This window comes from Pseudomonas sp. B19(2017), from assembly GCF_002113165.1.
In the GTDB taxonomy this organism is placed as follows: Bacteria; Pseudomonadota; Gammaproteobacteria; order Pseudomonadales; family Pseudomonadaceae; genus Aquipseudomonas.
In genome coordinates, this window is record NZ_NEJR01000007.1 from 153582 (window position 1) to 176767 (window position 23186).

Genomic DNA, 23186 nt, shown 5'->3' on the forward strand with positions numbered 1-23186 from the left:
GAGGTCAATGCGGTCGAGGTGGGAGTTGGCTTGCCGGCGATGGGCTGCGCAGCAGCCCTTGGGCCTCAGCCCCTACACAAAGGCGCATCGCACAGCGCCCGAGTAGCCCATGGGCAAGCTCACTGGCCAGAATACCCCGCAGCCGCGCATCCAGCAGCCCGTCATCAATCACCTCGAACCCGAGCCGCGTATAGAACGGTGCATTCCACGGCACATCGGCAAAGGTGGTCAGGGTCAGCTCCTTCGCTCCCGCCTGGCGTGCGATATCGGCGACTTGCAGCACCAGTCTGCGGCCGACACCTTGCCCCTGGGCCTCCCGCCGCACCGAAACTTCGTGAAGATGCAGCGCCTGCCCCGCAAACCGGGCACAGGCAAACCCCAGAATGCGCCCCTGCATGTCCTCAGCCACCCAGCTGCCGCCAACGTCGACGAAAGCCCGGTGTGCGTCGCGGCCCATCACATCACCCTGTGCCAGCCGTGCCAGCGCCGGCAAGGCAACAAAGGCCTGAGCTGCCGAGCGCTCGACGTCCGGGAGGCATTGAATGTCGTGTTCAAGGGTAGGGCGTATGCGCATGAGTCAATCCTTTTCAAAGGGGCCGTCCTGATCTGTCGCACCAGGCCTGCAGCCGGTCACGCCTGCATGGAAAAAAACACGGGCAATCGGTAACCTTGCGCCTTCCCTTGCCATCACCCGGACCGTCCCATGCTGTTCAATCTCGCCGTGCTGTTCGGCACCCTGGTGGCCATGGAGGGCGTTGGCACGCTGGCTCACAAGTACATCATGCATGGCTGGGGCTGGTGGCTGCACCGCTCGCACCATGAGCCGCAACTGGGCATGCTCGAAACCAATGACCTGTATCTGCTAGCCCTGGGGCTGATCGCCACGCTGCTGGTGGCCTTTGGCAAGGGTGGTCATGCGCCCTTGCAGTGGGTGGGTGGCGGGGTGGCGGGGTACGGTGTGGCGTATGTCGTGGCCCATGACGGGTTCTTTCACCGGCACTGGCCGCGCAAGCCACGGCCGGTCAACCGCTACCTCAAGCGTTTGCATCGCGCGCACCGGTTGCACCATGCGGTGAAGGGGCGCACGGGGAGTGTGTCGTTCGGGTTCTTCTATGCACCGCCGCTGAAGGTGCTGAAGCAGCAGTTGCGGCGTAAGCGCAGCCAGTTGTGACCCGGGCTCTCACAGGCAACTCGCCTCAGTTCACTGTTTCACCTTTGGGCTGCACCGCCACATGCCCGCGGCTCACCCACCAGCCAAACCCGGCCGCCGTGAAGAACATGATCAGGCTGTACAGCGCCGCCGGCACCGCCATGGTGGCGTTGTTCAGCAGCGAAGGGCTCAACGCCAGGGCAATTGCCAGGGTCCCGTTGTGTATGCCGATCTCCATGCCGATGGCAATCGCCTGACGCTTGGGAATGTTCAGCAGGCGCGGGACCCAGTAGCCCACACCCAGGCTCAGCAGGTTGAACAACAGCGCGGCCAGGCCCACCACCGGCGCGTACGCAACCACGGTTTGCCAGTCCTTGGCCAGGGCCAGGACGATGGTGAACGCCAGGAACAACGCGGCTACCAGCTTCATCGGCTTCTCCATGCGCGCGGCAAAAGCCGGTGCGAAGCGGCGTATCAGCATACCCAGCGCCACCGGCAGCAGGACGATGGCGAACACCTGCATCACCTTGGCAAACTGCAGCGGGATGGCCTGGTCCGATGCCATGAACCAGCTCAGCGACAGGTTCACCAGCAGAGGCATGGTGAGGATCGCGATCAGCGAATTGACCGCTGTCAGGGTGATATTCAACGCCACATCGCCATGCGCCAGGTGGCTGAACAGGTTGGCCGTGGTGCCGCCAGGCGAGGCGGCCAGCAGCATCAGCCCCACCGCCAGGGCCGACTCCAGGCCAAAACCGTTGGCGATCAGGAAGCACACCAGCGGCAGTAGCAGGATCTGGCAAACCAGGCCAACCACTACCGGCTTGGGGTACTTCACCACGCGGGCGAAGTCGGCCAGGGTCAGCGACAACCCGAGGCCGAGCATGATGATGCCCAAGGCCAGCGGCAGAAAGGCGGTAAGCAACGGCGAGGCGGTCATGGGCGGTCTCTCGGGCGAAGGATCCCGAGGAGTGTAGGCCGGCCCTGGTTGCTAGCTAATTGCAAAGCGCCAGCGCTTGGTAACCGTTTGTTACCAAGCGCAGCCGCCAGTGAGGCTGCATGCCGCGTTGCAGTAGGCCTGCAGGCAAAGTAGCATTCTCGTTTTAACCGAGGATTAGCCTGTCATGCCGTTCCAGCAAGGTCTGCTTGCCACCCCGGTGCCGGCCCACGCCCGTCACCTGTTCTTTACCCTGCAGTCGCCCGAAGCCCTGCCTGCTGCGCTGCATGCCTTGCTGCCGCAGGTCGATGGCGAACAGCTGATCCTGGGTGTCGGCGCCCCGCTGGCCAAAGCCCTGGGCCGTGAAGTGCCTGGCTTGCGCGCCTTCCCGCAGCTGGATGCCGCTGTGGAGAACCCCAGCACTCAACACGCCCTGTGGCTGTGGCTGCGTGGCAACGAGCGCGGCGACCTGCTGCTGCGGGCCCAGGCCCTGGAACGGTTGCTGGCACCAGCCCTGCGCCTGGCCGATAGTGTCGACGGCTTCCTGCACCGTGGCGGCCATGACCTGACCGGCTATGAAGACGGCACCGAAAACCCGGTGGACGAAGCGGCAGTGCAGGCGGCCATTGGTGCCGATGGCTCCAGCTTTGCCGCGTTCCAGTTGTGGAAGCACGACCTTGAGTACTTCAAGTCGCTGCCCCAGGCCGACCAGGACAACATCATCGGGCGCCGCCTGAGCGACAACGAAGAGCTCGACGACGCTCCCGCGTCCGCCCACGTCAAGCGCACGGCGCAAGAGAGCTTCGAACCAGAGGCGTTCATGGTCCGTCGTTCGGTGGCCTGGGCAGACCAGCGTGGCGCTGGCCTGGCCTTCGTGGCCCTTGGTCACAGCTTCGATGCGTTCGAAGTGCAGTTGCGGCGCATGAGCGGCCTGGAGGACGGCATCATCGACGGCCTGTACCGCTTCAGCCGGCCACTGAGCGGTGGCTACTACTGGTGCCCGCCGATGAACCAGGCAGGGGTCGACCTGAGCGTGCTGCTGCAAGCCTGATCGCTAAATATCCAGATACAGAAACACCGGGCGCAGCGAGGTATAGCGGCTAGCCTTGAAAGTTTCCGCCTCATGACGGGAGCTTTTCCATGTACGCACGTCGTGATGTCCTACGTGCGGGTGCCACCTTGGGCTTGCTGGCCGCCAGCCCCTGGTTGCACGCCGCCAGCCCGACGGGTTTGCTGACCCGCAAAGTGCCGACCACCGGTGAAGCGCTGCCGGTGATCGGTGCCGGCACCTCCGGCAGTTTCGAGGTAGAAGCTGGCTCGCCCCAGTACCAGCAGCTGAAAATCGCGCTCAAGGCGTTCTTCGAAGGCGGTGGCCGGGTCATCGACACCTCGCCCAACTACGGCGGCGCCGACAGCATTCTCGGCCAGTTGCTGGAAGAGGGCGGCTGGCACCGGCAATGCTTCATTGCCACCAAGATCGCCGCCGACAGCCGGGCAGAGGCCCAAGCGCAATGGGCCGGCAGCCTCAAGAGCCTGCGTACCGACAAGGTCGACTTGCTGCAGATCCACAATCTGCGCGACTGGCAGACCCAGCTGCCCTATGCCCGCGAATTGAAGCAGCAGGGCAAGGCCCGCTATGTCGGCATTACCCATTACCTGAACAGTGGCCAGGACGAGGTCGCCCGCATCGTGCGCAGCGAAGCGCTGGACTTCATCCAGATCAACTACTCGGTCAATGCCCCTGACGCTGCCCGCGAACTGCTGCCGCTGTGCCAGGACAAGGGTGTGGCCGTGCTGATCAACCGGGCATTCGACGATGGCCGCCTGTTCGCCCGGGTCAAGGACCAGGCCCTACCTGGCTGGGCCGCAGAAGCGGGTATCGGCAGCTGGGCGCAGCTGTTTCTCAAATTCGCCATCAGCCACCCCGCGGTGACCTCGGTCATTCCCGCGACCAGCCGGCCCGAGCGCCAACTTGACCAGCTCAAGGCCGGGTACGGGCCATTGCTGACCCAGGCGCAGCAACAGGCGCTGATCGAGCAGTTTGCCTGACACCATGGCAGCCTGGCGGCGGCGCCTGGACCAGGGGCTGAACATCCAGCCCGGCGAAGGGCCGGCGGTGATCGCCGGCTTGCTGCTGTTCTACCTGTTGTTCACTGGCTACTTCATGCTGCGCCCGGTGCGTGAAACCATGGGCGTCGCCGGCGGCGTAGACAACCTGCAATGGCTGTTCACCGGCACCTTCATTGCCACCCTGGCGTGCCTGCCGGTGTTTGGCTGGCTGGCCTCCAGGGTAAAGCGCCGACACATCCTGCCCTGGACCTACGGCTTCTTCACCAGCAACCTGCTGCTGTTCGCCATGCTGTTTGCCCACGACCCTGACGCTCCATGGACGGCCCGGGCCTTCTACATCTGGTTGTCGGTATTCAACCTGCTGAGCATCTCGCTGGCCTGGAGTGTGCTTGCCGACGTGTTTTCCACCGCGCAAGGCAAGCGCCTGTTCGGCCTGCTGGCGGCCGGTGCCAGCCTGGGCGGGCTCAGTGGCCCCATCTTGGGCACGCTACTGGTGGTGCCGCTGGGCCATGCCGGGTTGCTGGTGCTGGCCGCGGCGTTCCTGCTGGGCAGCGTCGGCGCTGCGTCGTACCTGCAACGCTGGCGAATGCGCCATCCATTGCCGACGCAAGCCGAGCGGGCGGATGCCCGGCCACTGGGCGGCAACCCGTTCGCCGGTGCCACTGCCGTGCTGCGCTCGCCCTACCTGCTGGGCATTGCCTTGTTCGTGGTGTTGCTCGCCAGTGTCAGCACCTTCCTGTATTTCGAACAGGCGCGCATCGTCAGCGAAACCTTCACCGACCGTACCCGGCAAACTCAAGTGTTCGGCCTGATCGACACTGTGGTACAGGCCCTGGCCATCCTCACCCAGGTGTTCCTTACCGGTCGCCTGGCCGGTCGGCTGGGGGTGGGGGTGCTGCTGGTGGCAGTGCCGCTGGTAATCGCCGCGGGCTTTCTTTGGCTGGCACTGGCCCCTGTGTTCGCGGTTTTCGTGGTGGTGATGGTGGTGCGTCGGGCCGGGGAGTACGCACTGGTACGGCCGGGGCGGGAGATGCTGTTCACCGTGCTGCCCGCTGCGGACAAGTACAAGGCCAAGAACTTCATCGACACCGTGATCTACCGCGGCGGTGATGCCTTGAGTGGCTGGCTCAAGCGGGCGCTGGACGTAATGGGCGAGCATCCGCAGCTGGCGATGCTGATCGGTACGCTGATTGCCTTGGGCTGGGCAATGACCGGCGCTTGGCTGGGAAGGCGACAGGCACGCCTGGATAGCACATCGCGCGACTGACAGGGGCGCCAAATATGCGGGTGCCGCTTATTTAATGCCGCTGGTCCGAACGCTTCGCATTAAACCGAATCCGCAGAAATGACCGAACTCCGAACTGGTGTACGGCAGGTAATGCTGTGCATTCCTAAGTCATACGAGGTTTAAGACCATGGCCAACAAAGAGAACAGCCGCACCGGCAACCAGCAAGGCAGCCAGGGTGGCAACAAGAACCCGGGCAACTTTGCCAATGACCGCGAAAAAGCCTCCGAAGCTGGGCGCAAGGGCGGCCAGCATTCCGGTGGTGGCCGTACCAGCGAATCGGGCCGCAAGGGCGGCCGTTCGTAAGTGAGCCTACGCAGTGCCCGGGTGATCGGGCACTGCGATTTTGCACAGAAGGAGAACCCCATGCGCTTGATCCCTCTGATAGCCCTGGTGGGCACGCTTGGTTTGCTGGGTGGTTGCTTTGACCGGGACAACGATCACCCGGCGAAGGATGCCGACCAAAGCAAACCCTCTTTGCAGATGCAGCAACCTGGCGACAAACCTGCTTCACAACCTGCGCCAGACCCTGAACCGATGCCCGGTCAGAAACCCAGCCAATAAAACGTGGACAAGGACTACGGCATGACGGTAATGACCCGCAAGACCGACGCGGTGATACCGGCTTCGGCAAATGGGCCAAGCCTGAAGCAGCGTTACCAGACGTTGCTCGAAGGCCACGACACCACGAGCACTTCGTGGCTGAACGAACAATTGGCACACGCGCAGCGTTTGCCGGATGACCTGCCTGCCGATCCCGCTCTGCTGGATGCCTGGAGCGCTCGTCACGCCAGCCAGGTGGCCGAAGCCTATGCCAGTTACCTCGAGCAACGCCGCCAAGGCGCACCACGGCGCTATTTTGCCAACCGCGCCCAGGCGTTGTGGTTCCTGCAACAAGTGGCGCCCACCAAGGCAGTGGACGGGGCATGGCTGCACAGTACCTTGCGACATTGGGGCGATCCGCGCTACCACGGCCTGCTTCGCACCTACATCGAAGAACTGGGCGGCGGCGACCCGCGCTGCAACCATGTACTGATCTACCAAAGGCTGTTGAGCCGGCTGGGTTGCCTGGACCTGCCTGAACTGGACGACCAGCGTTACCTGCAAGGTGCCGTACAGCTGGCGTTGGGGCGCCACGGTGATGAGTTTCTTGCCGAGGTGATCGGCTATAACCTGGGCTATGAACAGCCACCGTTGCATTTGCTGATTACCACCTACGAACTGGCGGAACTGGGCATCGATGGCCATTACTTCCAGCTTCACGTGACCATCGACAACGCAGCCAGCGGGCATGCACATCTGTCTGTCCAGGCGCTGCGCCAACTATGCCCGGCCGACGACGCCGGTCAGTTCTACCAGCGGGTGCGCAACGGGTATCGCTTGAACGACCTGGGGCCCGATACCCCCAGCCTGATCAGCAGCTTCGATCTCGAATCCGAGCTGCTTTCGGCACTGGAGCACAAGCGCAACTTCGGCCAGTTCATGCATTCCGACCATTGCCGCTTGCAAAAGCGCACCGTCAACCAATGGCTGGCCGAGCCCGGCGCCATGCCTGCGTTTCTTCAGGCCCTGCAGGCGCAGGGCTGGATCCGTCGCGGTGAGCCACCCGTCAACAGCCGCTGGTGGGCGCTCATCGACGGCCCGTCGGCACCCATGTATGGCGTGTTCACGGCGTATGAAAAACAACTGTGGCACGACTGGATCGCCGCGGGTTGGCAAGCCCGGGGCCGCCGCGTGCTGCCTGGCAGCTGGGAGGTGCAAGCACAGTCGGACGATACGCTTGCGCAGCCTGCCCCGGACGCCGATATCGAAACCTTGATCGATACGATGGCGGGCAACCGCCATGCGACACCGGAAGGATTGCTGGCCACCCGGCGCTACTTGCGTGCTACCGGCCTGATTCAGGAGGTCACCCGCTGATGCTGCTCGATCCCCAACAAATCCAGGCTGACCAGGCACTGCTGCAATTGGGCAGGCGCCTGCGCGCCGATGGCTATCGCTTCACCTGTGTCACCCCGGCAACCCATGCTCGGGTGAATGCGCGCCCGGAAGCTGCGCAGGCCAGGACAGTGCGCGATGTATTCGGCTGGAGCCGCCCGTTCCGTTCGTCACTGGTGTCTGCCGATGAACTGGATCAGATGCGGCTGGCCCAAGTGCTCAAGGAGCACGGAGAGTTGCTGATCAGTACCGTGCGCTGGTCGACGGTCGACGACCTGTTGCTGGTGCATTCTGCATACCCCACCCAGGACGCCGACGCGGTGTTTCTCGGCCCGGACAGTTACCGTTTCGCCCAAGTGATTCAGGATCATCTGCAACGCACCCCGAAGCGCGTAGAGCACGCCGTGGATATTGGTTGCGGCACGGGTGTCGGCGCGTTGCTGATTGCCCGCGGGGCGCCCCATGCCCATGTCAGCGCCGTGGATATAAACCCGCTTGCGCTGCGTTACACCGCGATCAACGCGGCATTGGCGGGCCTGAGCAATGTGTCCGTGGAACCGAGTGATCTGCTTGATGGCATTACCGGGCTGTTCGACCTTGTCGTTGCCAACCCGCCGTACATGCTGGATGCCGGCGAACGCACCTATCGGCATGGCGGTGGTTCGCTAGGCGCGCAGCTGTCGCTGCGGATCGTCGAACAGGCCTGCGAGCGGCTTGGTTCAGGAGGCACGCTACTTTTGTATACCGGCGTGGCGATCATAGAAGGCCGGGATGCCTTGCTCGAAGCCATTCGCCTGCGCCTGGCGGGGCCGAAATGGTCCTGGGTGTATCGGGAGATCGACCCGGACGTGTTTGGCGAACAACTGGACGAACCTGGTTACGAGCAGGTCGAGCGCATCGCCGCCGTGGTGCTCACTGTCACCCGCAATCGCTGAGGCAGCATGGCCCGACCCTGCACGTTCGGCATCGAGGAAGAGTACCTGCTGGTGAGCCTGGACACAGCGCAGGTACCTGCCACACCTGCGCCTGCCCTGATCGGGCGCTGCAGGGAGGCCTTGGGCCAGCATTTTGCCCAGGAAATGTTCCGCAGCCAGATCGAGGTGGCCTCACCGGTGTTCGCCAACCAGTTCGAGGCGCGCGAGTTCTTCCAGCATAGCCGCCAGCGGTTGAATTCGGCCCTGGCCGAAGAGGGCATGGGCCTGTACGGTGCGGCAAGCCACCCCAATGCCGCCTGGCTGCGGCAGAAACCGGCTACCCCGGCGCATTACCGGCAACTGTTCGCTGACTACCGGCATGTGGCGCGGCGCAGCCTGCTCAACGGCCTGCATGTCCACGTGGGCGTACCCCCAGGCTGTGACCGTATGCAACTGATCAACCGTGTACTGGGCTGGTTGCCGCTGTTGCTGGTGCTGAGTACGTCATCGCCGCTGTGGGCCGGCCAGTGCACCGGCTACATGAGCTACCGTCGGGTGATTTGCGGGGAGTGGCCGCACATGGGCCTGCCCGAGCCCTTGCCGGACTGGAGCGCCTACGAGCGTTACCGTGCCTTGCTGCAACGTACAGGGTCGCTGGCCGCGGATGGCGACTTCTGGTGGGCGATCCGGCCCTCGCGGCGCTTCCCGACGGTCGAGCTGCGCATTTGCGATGGCTGCCCGCGGCTGGAGGACGCGCTGTGCATCGCCGCGCTGTTTCGCCACCTGGTCGAGCACAGCATCATGTACCGGCATGACCCGGCGGCCTGCAACCGCGAGCAGCGCTGGATCACCCAGGAAAACTACTGGCGCGCCATGCGCCATGGGCGCCAGGGTGAATTTATCGGCCTGCATGAGCAACAGCCGGTCACGGCCGTAGGGTGGCTGGCCCAGTTGCAGGAGCAGTTGCCAATCGACACGGCAGACGCCGAACGCGCCTTCCACCATGCACACTGCCTGTTGCGCGACGGTACCCACGCCGACCAGCAATTGCAGTGCCTGGCGCAGGCCAGCGCTGCCGGCCTGGGCAGGGCGCAGGCGTTACGGGCCGTGGTGGCCGCCGGGGCTTGCAATTAGCCGGGGTTGGCTGAAAATGGCCGCGCCTTTCGCAGCCACTCGGAACCCCCTGCGCCATGATGCTGATCAAACAATTTCCCGACGTTTCCCTCGACGACACGTTGTTTGTCTTCGCCCTTGAAGCCGAGGCCGGCGATGTATTCGCTGACCTCAATACGGTGTTCACCGGCATCGGCAAGGTCAATGCTGCCATCGCCCTGACCAAGGCCATTGCCGCACACCGGCCCAGGCTGATCGTCAATCTTGGCTCGGCCGGCAGCCAGCGCCATGGCAAGGGCGAGGTGGTGTGCTGCAACCGCTTCGTGCAGCGCGACATGGACGTGACCCCACTGGGCTTCGCCCGCTACCAGACGCCTTTGTCGGACATCCCGGTGGTGCTGGAGCACGGCACGCAGATCCCCGGCCTGCCCCTGGAAACCTGCGGCAGTGGCGACAGCTTCGAGATCAACCATGGCGATGCGCCTTATGACGTGGTCGACATGGAAGCCTACGTGCTGGCGCTGATCGCACGTAGCGAAGGCATCCCGTTCGTGTGCCTGAAGTACATCTCCGATGACGCCGGCAGTGACGCGGCGCAGGACTGGGCGGTGCAGGTACACCTGGCGGCTGAAGCTTTCAGGCGGGTGCTGTTCAGCCAGGCGTGAACGACGCTGTCGAGGTGCGCAACTGATCACTTTGACTGTCGTATCGACCGCTGGTCGGTGTAGGGGCCAGTCAGAAAAAACCATCGATGGCGGTTTACCTCGAAAACGGTAGAGCAGCCTTCGCGGGCTTGCCCGCTCCCACAGGGCTATCACCAGCTTCAAGACCTGTGGGGGCGGGCAAACCCGCGAAGGGCCTATACCGGTTTCACCAGAGGAGTGGCCCCCATGCCCAACAAACCCCACGACCAGTTCAGCATGCAGAACCCGCTGACCCAGTACCCGCACCCACCGTTCCCGGCTCAAGGCCAGCCAGCACCGGGGCTGGATGCCAACATGCAGCCCGAGCCAGACCACGGCGAAACCACTTACAAGGGCTTTGGCCGTCTGGCAGGGCGCAAGGCGCTGATCACCGGTGCGGATTCGGGCATCGGCCGCGCCGTGGCCATCGCCTTTGCCCGCGAGGGCGCCGACATTGCCCTCAATTACCTGCCTATCGAACAACCCGACGCCCGCGAAGTCATCAAGCTGATCGAAGCCGAAGGCCGCAAGGTGGTGGCCATTGCCGGTGACCTGAAGGATGAGCAGTTCTGCAAGGAACTGGTCGACCAGGCCCACGAGCAGCTCGGCGGCCTGGACATCCTGGTCAACGTCGCCGGCAAGCAGGAAGCGCGCAAGGACATCAGCCAGGTCAGCCACGAGCAGTTCGACCACACCCTGAAAACCAACGTCTATGCGCTTTTCTGGCTTTGCCAGGCAGCCGTGCCGCTGATGCCGGCGGGGGCGACCATCATCAACACCGCCTCGATCCAGTCCTATCAGCCTTCGGCCACCTTGCTCGACTATGCCACCACCAAGGCCGCGATCGTCGCCTTCACCAAGGCCTTGGCCAAGCAGGTGATCGAGCGCGGTATCCGGGTCAACGCCGTGGCCCCGGGCCCCATCTGGACCGTGCTGCAACCCAGTGGCGGGCAACCGCCGGAGAAAATCCCCGACTTCGGCGCGCAAACGCCGATGAAACGCCCGGGGCAGCCCGCCGAATGTGCACCGGTGTATGTGTTGCTGGCCAGCCAGGAGTCCAGCTACATCACCGGTGAAGTGTTCGGCGTTACAGGCGGTAACCCGCTGCCGTAGGGCGGGGCGGCTAAACCTTCGCCACCCGTTGCAGTCGATTCAGGTACTGGCAGGCAACCTTGGGAGCACCACCAATGGCTAGGGCAATCTGGAAAGGCGCCATCAGTTTCGGCCTCGTGCACATACCGGTGGCCCTCAATACCGCGGTGCGCACCGAGCGGGTCGATTTCGACTGGCTCGACAAGCGCAGCATGGAGCCGGTCGGCTACAAACGGGTGAACAAGGTCACCGGCAAGGACATCGACAAGGACAATATCGTCAAGGGTGTCGAGTTCGAGAAGGGGCGCTACGTGGTCATCAGCGAAGAGGAAATTCGCAAGGCCCGGCCCGAAGCGACCCAGACGATCGACATCTTTTCCTTCGTCGAAGCCGGTGAGATCCCGCTGCAGTATTTTGACACACCGTACTACCTTACCCCCGACCGTCGTGGCGGCAAGGTGTACGCCTTGCTGCGCGAAACCCTGGCCAAGACCGACAAGGTGGCGCTGGCCACGGTGGTGCTGCACACCCGCCAGCACCTGGCGCTGCTGCGGCCGCTGGAAGACGCGTTGGTGATGATCACCCTGCGCTGGCCGGAGGAAGTGCGCGGGCTGGAAACACTGGAACTGGACAGCAGTGTGACCGAGGCCAAGGTGGACAAGCGCGAGCTGGACATGGCCAAGCGGCTGGTGGAAGACATGAGCGGGCCGTGGAAACCGGCGGACTACCAGGATGTGTTTCGCCAGACCATCATGGACCTGGTGGAAGAGAAGGCCAGTAAGGGCAAGATCGAAACCGTGGAGAAGGGCGAGGCGACGGAAGCTGGGAAAGGCGCGGACATCCTCGACCTTACCGAACTGCTCAAGCGCAGCCTGGGTGGCAAGAAACCGGCGAAGAAGACACGCAAGGCGTCCTGAAATGTTCATGACTCATTGAATTAGCGAGGTACCTGTGGGAGCGGCTTTAGCCGCGAACACCGGCGCAGCCGGTGCCATGCACCGAGTTGAATTCTTCGCGGCTAAAGCCGCTCCCACAGGGTACGCGCCGCGTGCGAACTAGCATCAGATCTGTGTCTGCAACCCCACCAGATAATCGCCAAACCCTCCGCGGGCGCGGCTGTCGCGCCGGCTGCTGGTGGCCACGCTATGCCTGGCGGTCCATACGATATGCGCGCCACTGGCCTGCAGGTCGCTGACCAGTTGCACATCCTCATGCGCCGCCAGGGGCTTGAAGCCGCCCACCCGATTATAGGCGTCGGCACAAACCCCCAGATTGGCCCCATGCACATGCCGATGCCCCTCACGTGCGTGGTAGCGGCTGTGGTACAGCTTGCGCAAGGCCGCTGTCTGCCAGGGCTGCCAGCACTCGACATGCACCGTTCCGCACACCACCTCGGCCCTGCAGGCCAGTTGCGACAACAGCCAGTGCGCTGGCACCCGGCTGTCGGCATCGGTGCATGCCAGCCACTGCGCGCCGCGCTCGACCATGTATGCCGCACCCACCCGGCGCGCCATGCCGACGTTGCCGGTATCCACCGTCAGCGCCGTTACACCGAAACGGCTTGCCACGGCGGCACTGCCATCGCTGCAGCGGTCCAGCACCACCAGCACCTCCACCTGGTACCCCACCTGCTGCGCCTGCCGGGCGGCCGCCAGTACTGCCCGCAGGCAGCGCCCAAGGCGCCGGGCCTCGTTGTGCGCCGGGATAACAACGGCAATCATGGGCAGGTCTCGTCAAGGTCGACCACGCTGGGCTGAGAAGACCAGTATTCCAGCACGAAGTCCGCCTCGTCATGTTGCAACTGCAGATGCAGCGGCAGGTGTCGGGCCAGCATGCGATGCACTTCACGCCCGTCCTGCGGGCAACCGGCAATAGGATGCTTCCAATGGCAGGCCAGCAGCCCGCCGTCGTAGGTCAGGCTGGCCACCGACTGTTCGATCACCTGCAGCCAGTCGGTCGGGTCGAGGTAGTATCCCACCTCGCTCAGCACGATCAGGTCGAAACTCCCGCCCGGCCAGTCCGCCGGCAGCCGCGCCTGCTCCACCGAGACATTACCCAGCTGGGCCAAGCGCTCACTGGCCAGTGCTATCGCAGTAGGGTCCAGGTCCTGGCACAACAGGTTGGCACAACGCTCGGCCAGCAAGGCGCTGAGCTCGCCATTGGCGCAAGCCGGCTCGAAAACGCGCTGATAGCACTGGCGCGGCAGGCTGGCCATGACCAGCTCGCGCTTGCGCTTTTCGTACCAGCGGGTACGAAATGCCCAAGGGTCTTCACTGGTGGCGTACAGGTCGGCGAAATACTGTGAGTCAAGGCTCATGACAACTCCAATTACAGGAACACCAGTTCGAAAGGTTGCAGCAAACACTCCTGCAAGTTCGGCGGCAGTACGGGCGGGCGCGGGCCATCCGGCTCGAGCTGGCTGACATGGGCGGCCAAGGCCTTGCGCTTGCGGGCCAGGCTGGCCTCGTCGAGCTGGATGCGGTGGGCCCGCTGCCAAGGCAGGCGCGGGTCGTCCGGTTGTGCCCAGTGCCAGGCCCATACGGGTACCTCCAGGCATTGCGCCTTGCGCATCCGCGCCGCCTGCACCGCAGCCCGGCCCACCGCCTCGTGGTCACAGTGGCCGTCGCCGCTCCAGGTGGCCATCAGCAGATCGTCAGGCCTGAGCAACTGGTTCAGATGGTTGAGCAGAAACGCCTCGTCACGTGGCAAGGCGCCGTCCTTGAGGTGGAGCCGCCGCCAATCCAGGTGGCCGAGGTCGAGGTCAAGCTGTTGCAGCGCATGGCGGCTTTCCAGCGGCCTTTGCCGGCGCAGACGGTGTTCGCTCCAGTGGCGAGAGCCGGGGTGGCTCGCTTCGCCATCGGTCGCAGAGATCAGTACCAACTCGTTTTCCCGGCCACGGAAGCCCGCCAGCAGCCCGCCGGCCATGAGAATCTCGTCATCGGGATGCGGCGCGAGCAGTACCAGGCGGCGGCCCGGCGGGCACAGCTGCTGCGGGGTAATCCAGGTCGCCCTGGCCAGGTGCGCGGCCTGCTGCCAAGCCGTCCACGGCGTGCCGCTGCTCGCCTGGATCAGGTTCTCGCTCATAGTTGCCAGACGCCTGCGGGCTGTTGCGCCGACTGCTCGCCTAGCGCCGCCAGGTCGCGTTCGGCATGGCTCTGGCGCAGGAACACCGGCAAATCGGCGCTCAGCCGGGCAAAGTGGTTGTTGCGGCAGAAAGGCGAAGCGCCCAGCGCCCGACCCACATGATGGATCACCTGCTCCACGGCCTGTTCCACCTGGGCGCGGGTGCGGCGTACTTCGAAGCTGGCGTCTGCGCCCGGTTGGCGGTCGATCCATGCCGCGCATTCGCGCAGCGCTGCCCTGGCACCGTACAAGGCGGCGTCGACCGCCCCGAGGTGAGCATCGGCATGTGGGTCGGGGCGGGGGTTGCGGCAGTGTTCGCGCAGGTAATCGGCCAGGGCTTCGGCAGCGCCGTACCAGCAGGCCGCAATCCCAGCACCGCCGTGCCAGAACCCTGGGCGCGACAGGTATTGCCCGGGGCGGCCGATGGCGATGCCAGGGGTGTGGTCGAATTCGATTTCGACGCTGGCCGTCGTGGCCATACCGACAGCCTGCCAGCGTTCAATGGCAAGGCCCTGGCTGGGATGGGACAGTTCGATGGCCACCAGCTGTGGTTTGTCGTGCTGGTCCCAGGCCGTGATCAGTGCCCGGTCGATCTGCAGTGCGCCCGAACACCAGGCCTTGCGTCCCGACAAGCGAACCTGGTCGCCATCACGGTCCACGATGCAAGCGCGGGCATCCGGCGGTTCGGCGGCCCACACGGCCCATATGCCTTCGGCAGCGTGGTGTGCGGCAGCACATTCGGCAAGGATCGCCAGCGCGTCGGTGTGGCCCTCGTACAGCTTGGCCAAGGCCAGGTCACAGCCTGCCACCCGGGCCAGGGTTTGCCAGCGCCGCAGCGTATTGCCCTGGCCGGGCAGGGGTAACAGGTCGAGGTGGTCGGCTTGCAGTGCCTGGATCAGCTGCGGCAACTGGGTATCCAGGTTGAGCGGTTGCTGCCGCTCGCCGAACGCGCGCAGCAGGCGATCGAGGTTGGTCAGGTCAAAATCCTGGACAATGCTCATGGGCTCGGCTCCTTGGTCAGGCTAGCCTTCATCAGGCCAGCCCCAGCTGCTTGCGCATGGCCACGGTGATCGATTGCCTTGTCTTGCCATAATCGGCCCAGGGGTCGTTCACATCACCCAGGCGTTCGAGCACGTTGCCGATGTTCCACTGGTTGGCGCCCTTGAGTTGCGGCAGTTCCTCGCGCCAGATCGGCACGGATACCGGCAGGCCTTCGCGGGCGCGCAGGCTGTACGCACAGGCGGTGGTCGCACCTTTGCCATTGCGCAGGTAATCGATGAAGATGCGCCCGACGCGGTTTTTCGGCCCGGAAACGGCACTTAGTCTGTCGGGGAACAGCCTGGCCAGGTAATCGACGATGGCGTGGCTGAACGCCTTCACTTCATCCCAGTCAGCCCGCCGGGTCAGCGGCACGACCAGGTGCATGCCTTTGCCACCACTGGTCTTGAGAAACACTTTCAAGCCCAGTTCATCCAGAAGTGTCAGGGCCAGTTGGGTGGCTTCGAGCATGGCCTTCCACGGCAGTGCCGGGTCCGGGTCGAGATCGAGGACGAAGCGGTCAGGCTTGTCGAAATCCTTGTCGGTGGCGTTCCAGGTGTGCAGTTCGAGCATGTTCATCTGCACGGCACCCAGCAGGGTGTCGGCGCGGTTGATGACCATCGCCGCCTGGCCAGCCTCGGCCTTGTCGTAGCTGAGAACGTTGGGCAGATGCAGTTGGCCGGCGTTCTTCTGGAAGAACAACTCGCCGGCCAGGCCATCCGGCGCGCGCACCAGCGCTACCGGGCGGTTCTTTAACTGGGGCAGTAGCCACTGGCTGACGGCGGCGTAGTACTCGGCGACCTCGCGCTTGGTCACGCCGCTGGTGGCGTCGATTACCCGCTCGGGGTGGGTCAGGCGCAGCTCGCCCAAGGCTTCCGGTGCCTTGGCCTGCTTGCGCTTGGGCAGGGGCTTGGTGGGCATGCTGCGCTCCAGGTCGATGGCGGTAGCCGGTTTGTCATCGCGCAGGCCGTGGAATACCGAGTGGCGCACGATGCCGTCACGGGTCATCTGGGCATAGGCGACTTCGGCCAGTAGTTGTGGCTTCAGCCAGTGCACGCCGCGGGCTTCGGCGCCGGTAGGCGGTTTGGGCAAGGCCGGCCTGTCGACTTCCAACGGTTCAAGCCGGGCGTGGATGCTGGCCAGCGTGGTGGCACTGAAGCCGGTGCCGACCTTGCCGGCATAGCGCAACTCGCCGCTATCGTTGTCGTGCAAGGCTAGCAGCAGGGCACCGAAACCGCTGCGGCTGCCCTTGGGGTCGGTGTAGCCGACGATCACGAACTCCTGGCGCTGCTTGCACTTGAGCTTGATCCAGTCGGGACTGCGGCGGCCACTGTAGGGGCTGTCGACACGCTTGCCGATCAGGCCTTCGAGTTGTAACCGGCAGGCGCTGTCGAGCAGGGATTCGACGGGCTGGTCAAAGTCGGCGGAGTACTTGAGTACGTCCGATTCACTGTGCTCGAGCAAGCGCTGCAAGGTGCTACGCCGGTCCTGCAATGGTAACTGACGCAGGTCCTGGCCACCGAGGAATGGCAGGTCGAACAGGTAATAGGTGATGTGCTCGTCACGCTCGGTGTCGAAAGCGTTCTGCAGCGCCTGGAAGTCCGCCGCGCCGTTTTCGTCCGCCACCACCACCTCGCCGTCGAACCAGCCCGAATCGATGCCTAACGCACGCAAGGCGGCAACCTGCCGAGGCATCTTGCTGCTCCAGTCATGGCCATTGCGGGTGAACAGGCGCACATCGTCACCGTCGACGCGGGCCAGGATGCGATAGCCGTCGAACTTGACCTCGTAGCGCCAGTCGCCACTGGGCGGGGAGTCGACCAAGGTGGCCAATTGTGGCTGCAGTTGCGCCGGCAACGGCACCTTCTGGCCTTTGCTGGCGGATTTGCGACGCGGCGCGGCAGCCTTTTTTGCTGCCGCCTTGCGTGGCACCAGCGTGCGGTCGCTGAGCACGCTGTCGGGTTGGGCCTCGACGATGCTGTAGTCGGCTTCGCTACGCGCCTGGCCGTCGTGCGACTTGACCAGCATCCACTGTTCCTTCTTGCCGGCCAGGTGGGTGCGGAACAGGTTCCATACACCGCTGAGCTTTTCCCCTTGCAGACGGAACCGCAGTTTGCCCTTGGCATAGGCTTCACGCGCATCGCCTTCGGGCTCCCATATGCCCCGGTCCCAGACGATCACGTCGCCAGCGCCGTAATGGCCTTCCGGGATATGGCCTTCGAAGTCGGCATAGTCCAAGGGGTGGTCTTCCACGTGCACGGCCAGGCGGCGCACCTTGGGGTCCAGCGACGGCCCCTTGGGGATCGCCCAGCTTTTCAGCGTGCCATCGAGCTCCAGGCGGAAGTCGTAATGCAGGTGGCTGGCATCGTGCTTCTGGATGCAGAACTGCAGTGCGTGGCCCCGCTTGCTCCGGCTGCGCTTGCCGCTGGGTTCGGGCGTGGCATTGAAGTCGCGCTTGCGCGCATATTCCTGCAGGGGCTTGGCCATGGCGGGCTCCGGGCGGTTCGCAGTCTCTAAGCTGGGAGGCAGCAGCCAGGGCGGTAGTTCAAAAAAACTCTGAATCTTCCAGCGGCAGGTGCAGTCGACCGAATGAAGCCACCTGACGGAGAACGCACATGGCCCGAGCAGATGAACCGAAGCCGTATACCCCCAGCGAAATCGACGACACCGAAGACCGTATGGGCAGCGTGCATGAGCTGGATTTCGACGAACGCCTGGATGAGCGAAAAGGGCGTGTGGGTGACGAGCGCCCCGCCGCTGACGTGGCCCAAGAGTTCCCGCCCCGGCGCGTGGCCGAAAGCGGCATGACCGGCGGCGAGGCGTTGAGCGACAGCCTGCACGAGGACAACGTTACTTATGACGACCTGAGCCCGGACACTTTGCTGGACGAAACCGGCGCCCGCGACCCGCACGAACCGGGCGGCAGCGGTGGCCCTGCAGACAAGACCCTGCGGCAGGTAGAGGCCAGTGAAATTGGCGGCGGCATAGGCCTGGACGAAGCCGAACTGGCCCGCTCCGCGCCGCTTGATGGCGAACCGTGGAGCGATGATGTGATCGATGACGAGGAGATCAAGCCATGAACGAGGTGCGTTGTGCCTGTGCCGGTTGTTCCTGCACCGTGGATGCCAACGCCTTGCAGCTCGAAGGCAAGGTGTATTGCTGCGAAGCCTGTGCCAGCGGGCATCGCAATGGCGAGCCGTGCCGGATGGCTGATTGCCACTGTGGTGAAAAAACCGGGGAAAGCGCGGTAGACAATGCGCTGGACGAGACTTTCCCGGCGAGTGACCCGATTTCGCCCTGATGCCTGGCCCTCCCTGTGGGGCCCTATCGCCGGCAAGCCAGCTCCCACACCGACCGCATTGACCTCAGGGCTGTGCTATCGCTGTGGGAGCCGGCTTGCCGGCGACAGGGCCAGAACAGGTAAAACAGTGGGCTCAGTGAGTCTGCCAAATGCCATTGCTACGCTCGCAATCGGTGCGGGCTTGCCCCAGGCTGGGGGTGTCGTAGTAATAGGTGATCACCCGCGCATCCTTGGGCAACGCCGGCTTGTCGCCGCCAGAGGCCTTGGGGTTGGCCAATGCTTCCTGGGTCAACGGTGCGATGCAACTGCCAACGCTGCCATCGGCACACCGTGCGACCTTGTGCTTTTCGCTGTTGAGCATGTCCTTGCTTTCGTTGCTGCACGACCAGTTGATCGCTTCGGCGGGCAGGTTGCTGTAGCTGTAGCAGCTGTGCCGCTCCACCGGCGTTACCGCCTCGCTGGAAGACCGGGTGAGTACGTTGCAGGCCTCGGCCAGGGCTTGGCCGCTGATCAGGCTGGCCGTCATCAGTATCAAAATAGGCTTCAGGACAGCACCACGCATTTGCCACCTCCCGGGCCAGAGGCCCTCGTCAGGCCTAGGCCGGCTTGTCGCGCCGGCGCATGGCCTTGGCGCGTTTTTCCAGGATCAGGTAGGTAAGCACCGCCAGCAACAGCGGCACCAGGTAATACAGCGTGCGGTAGCCCAGCAAGGCCGCTACCAGCGTTCCCTGGGCCAACTGCCCGTGCAGCAGCGCCAGGAATACCGTCTCCAGCACACCCAGCCCGGCCGGGATATGGGCGACCACGCCAGCCACGCAGCTGATCAGCAGGATGCCAAGTATCGACGGGTAGAAGGCTTCGCCAGGCAGCAACCAGAAGATCAGCAATGCCATCAGCGCCCAATTGCTGGCACCCAGTACCACCTGGCACAGCGCCAGGCGCAGCGACGGCAGCGTTACCTCATGGTCGCGCCAGCGCCAGGTGCGCTTCTTGGCGAAACCACAGGCCAGCAGGTAGCCTGCGGCAATCGCCAGCAATGCCAGGCCGATCAGCTGCAGGCCGCTGGCGCCGACCGCCCAGTTGGCGGGCAACTCGACCAGGCGCAAGGCGAACACCGTGCCCGCCAGCAGCATGTAGCCCATCCAGTTGGTCAGCAGGCCCAGGGTAAGGATGCGTGTGATGGTCGCCGTGTCCAGCCCCAGGCGGCTGTATAGCCGGTAGCGCAAGGCAACCCCACCCACCCAGGTGGTGAAGTTGAGGTTGAAGGCGTAGCAAACGAAGGCCACCGGCAAAACCTGGCGAGCCGGCAGGTGGTGGCCGGTGTAGGCTCGGGCCAGCAGGTCGTAACTGGCGAATGTCAGGTAGCTGCACCCGGCCAGCGCCAGGCCGATGGCCAGGGTGCCGGGCTTGTAGGCCAGCAACGACTGGCGTACCTCGTTCCAGTCCAGGTTGCGCGCCAGCAGGTACAGCAACGCAGGGATCAGGATCAGGAATGCCAGGGTGAACAGCCGTTTGCCCCAGGTTTGCCAGTGTTTTCGCGCCATCAGGTCTTGCCCTCGTGATAGTCACCCTGTGCCTCGGCCTCCGGTTGCACCGAGCGCAAGCGCTGGCGGTGCGCCGGGAACCAGCCGGCAATCCGCGGGAAATGGCGGATCACGTGGAAGCACAGGAAAATCAGCGGCGCGCGCCACCAATAGCCGCGAACCATGCGTTCCAGGGTGACCGGTTTGCACTGTTCGCTGGCCAGCGCCTGCAGGTGCTGGTTGAGTTGCTGGTTGAAGGCGCGATCACGGATGAACAGGTTGGCCTCCAGGTTGAATGACAGGCTCAACGGGTCCAGGTTGCTGGAGCCGACGGTGGCCCACTGGTCGTCCACCAGCGCCACCTTGCCGTGCAGGGGCCGCTGGCAGTACTCGTGAATCGCCACACCGTCGCGCAGCAGGTAGTTGTAAAGCAGCCGCGACAACGCCCGAACCCAGCGCATGTCTGGCTGGCCCTGCAGGATCAGTTGCACCTCCACGCCGCGCCGGGACGCATTGCGCAGTTCGCGCATCAGCCGGTAGCCCGGGAAGAAATACGCATTGGCCACCACGATGCGTTGCCGGGCACTGCGAAACGCTTGCAGGTAGTGGGCTTCGATATCGGTGCTGCGCACCCCGTTGTCTCGTTCAACCAGCACGGCGCTGCAGGTGCCGGCAGGCTCGGTCAGCGGCCGTACCGCGCTGGGCGGCTGCAGTACCGGCGACATCAGGCGCTTGCTGGCGGCGTGCACCTGCGCCACCACCGGGCCGGCGACTTCCACGGCATAGTCCTGTTTGGCCATGGCACCAAAGTCGCCCAGGTGGTCGGCGCTGTAGTTGATGCCGCCAATGAAGGCCCGCTCACCATCGACCACCACGATCTTGCGGTGCAGGCGCCGGAACAGGTTGGTGCGCATCCCCACCAGCCGCGGCTGCGGGTCGAAGGCGTGGAAACTGACCCCGGCATCGGTCATGGCCGCAATGAAAGACTCGGGCAGGTCGGCCGTACCGTAGCCATCCACGGCCACTTCGACACGCACGCCGCGGCGGGCGGCATCGATCAGTACCTGCTGCAATTGCTGGCCAACCTTGTCATCGAAGATGATGAAGGTCTCCAGCAGGATTTCCTCCCGCGCCTGGGCCATGGCCTCGAACACGCGGGGGTAGTATTGCTCGCCATTGATCAGCAACTGCACGCTGTTGCCGTCTACCCAGGGTCGGTTCACAGGTTGATCTCCGATGCCAGAGGGGCGTGGTCGGAAAGGTGCGACCACGGGTATTTCGACAGCACCTGGGCATTGCCGGGCATGGCATTGCGCAGGTAGATGCGGTCCAGGCGCAACAGCGGCAGACGCGCCGGAAAACTGCGTGCCGGGGTGCCAAAATGCTCGCCAAAGGCTTCTATCAGGTATTCGCTGAGCACCGCATCGGCCTTCAGCCGCCAATCGTTGAAATCGCCGGCAATGATCACCGGTGCCTCGGGCGGCAGACCATCGAGAAGGTCCAACAGCAACTTTACCTGCCGTTGCCGATGGGCCTCGCGCAGGCCCAGGTGCACGCACACGGCATGCACCTGATCATGGCCGGGCACTTCCAGCTCGCAATGCAGCAGGCCGCGTTGCTCATTGCCTTGCACCGACACGTCCAGGTTGTCGAAGCGGCGGATGGGGAATTTGGACAGTAGCGCGTTGCCATGGTCACCGTGGGGGTACACGGCATTGCGACCATAGGCGAACTGCGGCCACATGCTGTCGGCGAGGAACTCGTACTGTGGCGTATCCGGCCAGGCGGGGTGGCGCAGGGCATGTTGCTGGTGGCTGCCGTGCACTTCCTGCAGGAACACCAGATCGGCGCCGGTGGCACGCACGGCTTCGCGCAACTCGGGCAGGATGAAGCGCCGGTTGAAGAAGGTGAAGCCCTTGTGCACGTTCAAGGTCAGTACATTCAGCCGACGCACGGCGGTGACCTTGTCGATGATGCAGTGCGGGGCAGGCAGTGTCCTGTTCACAGGGTCACCTCCGGCACCACGCCAGGCTCGGTCATCAGTTCATGGTCCAGCGACAGCTTCTGCAACAGGCGCCGGGCATCATAAGGCGCATGCACCTTCTGGTCGTTGTCGAAATAGCAATACACGTCACGGCTGGCGCGCCGTGGCGGCGGCCCCGGCACGACCAGCTGGGCATCGTCCGCCTGACGGCCCTGGCTCCAGTGCTGGATACGCTGTTTCCAGCGCCGCAGCGCCTGGGCGGTATAGCCACTGCTGTACAGCTCGACATCGCCATGCAGGCGCATGTACACGAAGTCGGCGGTAAGGTCCTCGACATACGGCCATTTTCCGGCGCTGTCGGCCACTACCAGTGCCACCCGATGCTTGCGCAGCAACTTGATGAAGGCTTCGCACAGGAAGCTTTCGTGGCGGATTTCCACGGCGTGGCGCAACCGAGCGTTGCCCTTGATATCTGTGCCGCCGTTGTCCTTCAGGCGTTGCGCACACCCCATTGCGCATTCGCGGGCAGCCTTGCGGCTGTGCGGCAGCAGTTCGAGAAAACGGGCGAAGCGGGCCTCGTCGAACTTCATGTTCGGTGGAAACTGCCACAGGAACGGACCCAGTTTCTTGCCGAGCAGCAGCGGCCCGGAAGCGAAAAAATTGGCCACGGCCTCTTCGATGTCCTTGAGCCGCCGTACATGGGTGATGTAGCGCGGGGCTTTTACCGCGAACACGAAGCCGGGCGGGGTTTCGTCATGCCAGCCCTGGTAGCGTTCGGGCGTTTGCAGGCTGTAGAACGAGCCATTGATTTCAATGCTGTTGACTGCCCGCGAAGCGAACGCCAGTTCGTCGTCCTGGGGCAGGCCTTTCGGGTAGAAATCCTTGCGCCACGGGCCGTAGCGCCAACCAGAGATGCCGATGCGGATATCGCTCACGCTGCCTTCCTCATTGCCGGGTCCTTGTTCGGTCACTCTGAAGGTGCGACTGGCGAACAACGGCCAGGGTTCAGCACGGTTGACCAACGGAAAAGGCTG

Annotated in this window: 26 protein-coding genes; 14 read left to right on the forward strand and 12 right to left on the reverse strand. The window is 64.2% G+C overall.

Annotated elements, in window-relative coordinates; all coding sequences use genetic code 11:
• Positions 1-4: 4 nt before the first annotated feature.
• A complete protein-coding gene (locus CAF70_RS12600) occupies positions 5-574 on the reverse strand; it encodes a GNAT family N-acetyltransferase (protein ID WP_085625011.1) in 570 nt (189 codons plus the stop codon).
• 129 nt (positions 575-703) lie between these two features.
• On the opposite strand from CAF70_RS12600, the gene CAF70_RS12605 reads away from it, so the two are divergent.
• The gene (locus CAF70_RS12605; RefSeq protein WP_085625013.1) at positions 704-1171 is read left to right on the forward strand and encodes a sterol desaturase family protein; all 468 of its coding nucleotides are present in this window, start codon (positions 704-706) and stop codon (positions 1169-1171) included.
• 25 nt (positions 1172-1196) lie between these two features.
• Here the strand turns inward: CAF70_RS12605 and CAF70_RS12610 are convergent, their stop codons facing one another.
• A complete protein-coding gene (locus tag CAF70_RS12610) occupies positions 1197-2090 on the reverse strand; it encodes a bile acid:sodium symporter family protein (protein ID WP_085625015.1) in 894 nt (297 codons plus the stop codon).
• A 184-nt stretch (positions 2091-2274) separates the two neighbouring features.
• On the opposite strand from CAF70_RS12610, the gene CAF70_RS12615 reads away from it, so the two are divergent.
• The 11 genes from CAF70_RS12615 (at position 2275) to CAF70_RS12665 (ending at position 12100) form a co-directional block, all read left to right on the forward strand.
• A complete protein-coding gene (locus tag CAF70_RS12615; RefSeq protein WP_085625017.1) occupies positions 2275-3138 on the forward strand; it encodes a Dyp-type peroxidase in 864 nt (287 codons plus the stop codon).
• 89 nt (positions 3139-3227) lie between these two features.
• Complete coding sequence (locus CAF70_RS12620) at positions 3228-4136, forward strand: aldo/keto reductase (protein ID WP_085625019.1); 909 nt, start codon at positions 3228-3230, stop codon at positions 4134-4136.
• A 4-nt stretch (positions 4137-4140) separates the two neighbouring features.
• The gene (locus CAF70_RS12625) at positions 4141-5424 is read left to right on the forward strand and encodes an NTP/NDP exchange transporter (RefSeq protein ID WP_085625020.1); all 1284 of its coding nucleotides are present in this window, start codon (positions 4141-4143) and stop codon (positions 5422-5424) included.
• A 148-nt stretch (positions 5425-5572) separates the two neighbouring features.
• The gene (locus tag CAF70_RS12630) at positions 5573-5749 is read left to right on the forward strand and encodes a general stress protein (protein WP_085625022.1); all 177 of its coding nucleotides are present in this window, start codon (positions 5573-5575) and stop codon (positions 5747-5749) included.
• A 60-nt stretch (positions 5750-5809) separates the two neighbouring features.
• Positions 5810-6007: a hypothetical protein gene (locus CAF70_RS27920; RefSeq protein ID WP_085625024.1), complete on the forward strand. Its 198-nt coding sequence runs from the start codon at positions 5810-5812 to the stop codon at positions 6005-6007.
• Between the two features lie 21 nt (positions 6008-6028).
• Positions 6029-7363 carry an iron-containing redox enzyme family protein gene (locus CAF70_RS12640; protein ID WP_085625026.1) on the forward strand — a complete coding sequence of 445 codons (1335 nt, stop codon included), beginning with the start codon at positions 6029-6031 and terminating at the stop codon, positions 7361-7363.
• Positions 7363-8316 (forward strand): class I SAM-dependent methyltransferase, encoded by a 954-nt coding sequence (locus CAF70_RS12645; protein WP_085625028.1) that lies wholly within the window; start codon positions 7363-7365, stop codon positions 8314-8316. The genes CAF70_RS12640 and CAF70_RS12645 overlap by 1 nt, the downstream gene beginning before the upstream one ends.
• 6 nt (positions 8317-8322) lie before the next feature.
• A complete protein-coding gene (locus tag CAF70_RS12650) occupies positions 8323-9429 on the forward strand; it encodes a carboxylate-amine ligase (protein ID WP_085625030.1) in 1107 nt (368 codons plus the stop codon).
• A 56-nt stretch (positions 9430-9485) separates the two neighbouring features.
• A complete protein-coding gene (locus CAF70_RS12655) occupies positions 9486-10073 on the forward strand; it encodes a nucleosidase (protein WP_085625032.1) in 588 nt (195 codons plus the stop codon).
• Between the two features lie 225 nt (positions 10074-10298).
• A complete protein-coding gene (locus CAF70_RS12660) occupies positions 10299-11204 on the forward strand; it encodes an SDR family oxidoreductase (RefSeq protein ID WP_085625034.1) in 906 nt (301 codons plus the stop codon).
• 74 nt (positions 11205-11278) lie between these two features.
• Positions 11279-12100: a Ku protein gene (locus CAF70_RS12665; protein ID WP_085625036.1), complete on the forward strand. Its 822-nt coding sequence runs from the start codon at positions 11279-11281 to the stop codon at positions 12098-12100.
• A 144-nt stretch (positions 12101-12244) separates the two neighbouring features.
• Here the strand turns inward: CAF70_RS12665 and CAF70_RS12670 are convergent, their stop codons facing one another.
• Genes CAF70_RS12670 through ligD form a run of 5 tightly spaced genes read right to left on the reverse strand, consistent with a single transcriptional unit; the run spans position 12245 to position 17831 of the window.
• Positions 12245-12904, reverse strand: coding sequence for a glycosyltransferase family 2 protein (locus CAF70_RS12670; protein WP_085625038.1), 660 nt, complete (start codon positions 12902-12904; stop codon positions 12245-12247).
• A complete protein-coding gene (locus CAF70_RS12675; RefSeq protein ID WP_085625040.1) occupies positions 12901-13500 on the reverse strand; it encodes a bifunctional 2-polyprenyl-6-hydroxyphenol methylase/3-demethylubiquinol 3-O-methyltransferase UbiG in 600 nt (199 codons plus the stop codon). Before CAF70_RS12675 ends, CAF70_RS12670 begins: the two co-directional genes overlap by 4 nt.
• A gap of 11 nt (positions 13501-13511) precedes the next feature.
• Positions 13512-14267: a PIG-L deacetylase family protein gene (locus CAF70_RS12680; RefSeq protein ID WP_085625042.1), complete on the reverse strand. Its 756-nt coding sequence runs from the start codon at positions 14265-14267 to the stop codon at positions 13512-13514.
• Positions 14264-15307: an acyl-CoA dehydrogenase family protein gene (locus CAF70_RS12685; protein ID WP_085625044.1), complete on the reverse strand. Its 1044-nt coding sequence runs from the start codon at positions 15305-15307 to the stop codon at positions 14264-14266. The genes CAF70_RS12680 and CAF70_RS12685 overlap by 4 nt, the downstream gene beginning before the upstream one ends.
• Positions 15308-15338: 31 nt before the next feature.
• The gene (gene ligD, locus CAF70_RS12690) at positions 15339-17831 is read right to left on the reverse strand and encodes a DNA ligase D (RefSeq protein ID WP_085625046.1); all 2493 of its coding nucleotides are present in this window, start codon (positions 17829-17831) and stop codon (positions 15339-15341) included.
• Positions 17832-17959: 128 nt separating this feature from the next.
• Between ligD and CAF70_RS12695 the strand changes: the two genes are divergently transcribed.
• Entirely contained in the window at positions 17960-18424 is a 465-nt protein-coding gene (locus CAF70_RS12695; RefSeq protein ID WP_085625048.1) for a phosphotransferase system, HPr-related protein, read from the forward strand.
• Positions 18421-18645: a metallothionein gene (locus tag CAF70_RS12700; protein WP_085625050.1), complete on the forward strand. Its 225-nt coding sequence runs from the start codon at positions 18421-18423 to the stop codon at positions 18643-18645. The genes CAF70_RS12695 and CAF70_RS12700 overlap by 4 nt, the downstream gene beginning before the upstream one ends.
• 133 nt (positions 18646-18778) lie before the next feature.
• On the opposite strand, the gene CAF70_RS12705 is transcribed toward CAF70_RS12700, so the two are convergent.
• From CAF70_RS12705 to CAF70_RS12725, 5 genes are read right to left on the reverse strand one after another with little or no spacing between them, the layout of a single operon-like run.
• A complete protein-coding gene (locus CAF70_RS12705; RefSeq protein ID WP_085625052.1) occupies positions 18779-19207 on the reverse strand; it encodes a hypothetical protein in 429 nt (142 codons plus the stop codon).
• Between the two features lie 34 nt (positions 19208-19241).
• Positions 19242-20189, reverse strand: a complete 948-nt coding sequence (locus CAF70_RS12710; protein ID WP_085625054.1) for a lysylphosphatidylglycerol synthase domain-containing protein — start codon at positions 20187-20189, stop codon at positions 19242-19244.
• A complete protein-coding gene (gene clsB, locus CAF70_RS12715; protein ID WP_085625056.1) occupies positions 20189-21391 on the reverse strand; it encodes a cardiolipin synthase ClsB in 1203 nt (400 codons plus the stop codon). Before clsB ends, CAF70_RS12710 begins: the two co-directional genes overlap by 1 nt.
• A complete protein-coding gene (locus CAF70_RS12720; RefSeq protein ID WP_085625058.1) occupies positions 21388-22173 on the reverse strand; it encodes an endonuclease/exonuclease/phosphatase family protein in 786 nt (261 codons plus the stop codon). The genes clsB and CAF70_RS12720 overlap by 4 nt, the downstream gene beginning before the upstream one ends.
• On the reverse strand, positions 22170-23087 hold the full coding sequence (locus CAF70_RS12725) for a DUF72 domain-containing protein (protein WP_085625060.1): 918 nt from the start codon (positions 23085-23087) through the stop codon (positions 22170-22172). The genes CAF70_RS12720 and CAF70_RS12725 overlap by 4 nt, the downstream gene beginning before the upstream one ends.
• Positions 23088-23186: the final 99 nt, after the last annotated feature.

Excerpts from the sequence above, each read along its gene's own strand:
- CAF70_RS12610 (WP_085625015.1), bottom strand. The coding sequence starts at position 2,090 with ATGACCGCCTCGCCGTTGCTTACCGCCTTTCTGCCGCTGGCCTTGGGC.
- CAF70_RS12685 (WP_085625044.1), bottom strand. The coding sequence starts at position 15,307 with ATGAGCATTGTCCAGGATTTTGACCTGACCAACCTCGATCGCCTGCTG.
- CAF70_RS12680 (WP_085625042.1), bottom strand. The coding sequence starts at position 14,267 with ATGAGCGAGAACCTGATCCAGGCGAGCAGCGGCACGCCGTGGACGGCT.
- CAF70_RS12630 (WP_085625022.1), top strand. The coding sequence starts at position 5,573 with ATGGCCAACAAAGAGAACAGCCGCACCGGCAACCAGCAAGGCAGCCAG.
- CAF70_RS12705 (WP_085625052.1), bottom strand. The coding sequence starts at position 19,207 with ATGCGTGGTGCTGTCCTGAAGCCTATTTTGATACTGATGACGGCCAGC.
- CAF70_RS27920 (WP_085625024.1), top strand. The coding sequence starts at position 5,810 with ATGCGCTTGATCCCTCTGATAGCCCTGGTGGGCACGCTTGGTTTGCTG.
- CAF70_RS12700 (WP_085625050.1), top strand. The coding sequence starts at position 18,421 with ATGAACGAGGTGCGTTGTGCCTGTGCCGGTTGTTCCTGCACCGTGGAT.
- CAF70_RS12665 (WP_085625036.1), top strand. The coding sequence starts at position 11,279 with ATGGCTAGGGCAATCTGGAAAGGCGCCATCAGTTTCGGCCTCGTGCAC.
- CAF70_RS12600 (WP_085625011.1), bottom strand. The coding sequence starts at position 574 with ATGCGCATACGCCCTACCCTTGAACACGACATTCAATGCCTCCCGGAC.
- ligD (WP_085625046.1), bottom strand. The coding sequence starts at position 17,831 with ATGGCCAAGCCCCTGCAGGAATATGCGCGCAAGCGCGACTTCAATGCC.
- CAF70_RS12645 (WP_085625028.1), top strand. The coding sequence starts at position 7,363 with ATGCTGCTCGATCCCCAACAAATCCAGGCTGACCAGGCACTGCTGCAA.
- CAF70_RS12670 (WP_085625038.1), bottom strand. The coding sequence starts at position 12,904 with ATGATTGCCGTTGTTATCCCGGCGCACAACGAGGCCCGGCGCCTTGGG.
- CAF70_RS12695 (WP_085625048.1), top strand. The coding sequence starts at position 17,960 with ATGGCCCGAGCAGATGAACCGAAGCCGTATACCCCCAGCGAAATCGAC.
- CAF70_RS12650 (WP_085625030.1), top strand. The coding sequence starts at position 8,323 with ATGGCCCGACCCTGCACGTTCGGCATCGAGGAAGAGTACCTGCTGGTG.
- CAF70_RS12660 (WP_085625034.1), top strand. The coding sequence starts at position 10,299 with ATGCCCAACAAACCCCACGACCAGTTCAGCATGCAGAACCCGCTGACC.
- CAF70_RS12625 (WP_085625020.1), top strand. The coding sequence starts at position 4,141 with ATGGCAGCCTGGCGGCGGCGCCTGGACCAGGGGCTGAACATCCAGCCC.
- CAF70_RS12615 (WP_085625017.1), top strand. The coding sequence starts at position 2,275 with ATGCCGTTCCAGCAAGGTCTGCTTGCCACCCCGGTGCCGGCCCACGCC.
- CAF70_RS12620 (WP_085625019.1), top strand. The coding sequence starts at position 3,228 with ATGTACGCACGTCGTGATGTCCTACGTGCGGGTGCCACCTTGGGCTTG.
- CAF70_RS12710 (WP_085625054.1), bottom strand. The coding sequence starts at position 20,189 with ATGGCGCGAAAACACTGGCAAACCTGGGGCAAACGGCTGTTCACCCTG.
- CAF70_RS12655 (WP_085625032.1), top strand. The coding sequence starts at position 9,486 with ATGATGCTGATCAAACAATTTCCCGACGTTTCCCTCGACGACACGTTG.
- CAF70_RS12605 (WP_085625013.1), top strand. The coding sequence starts at position 704 with ATGCTGTTCAATCTCGCCGTGCTGTTCGGCACCCTGGTGGCCATGGAG.
- CAF70_RS12640 (WP_085625026.1), top strand. The coding sequence starts at position 6,029 with ATGACGGTAATGACCCGCAAGACCGACGCGGTGATACCGGCTTCGGCA.
- CAF70_RS12675 (WP_085625040.1), bottom strand. The coding sequence starts at position 13,500 with ATGAGCCTTGACTCACAGTATTTCGCCGACCTGTACGCCACCAGTGAA.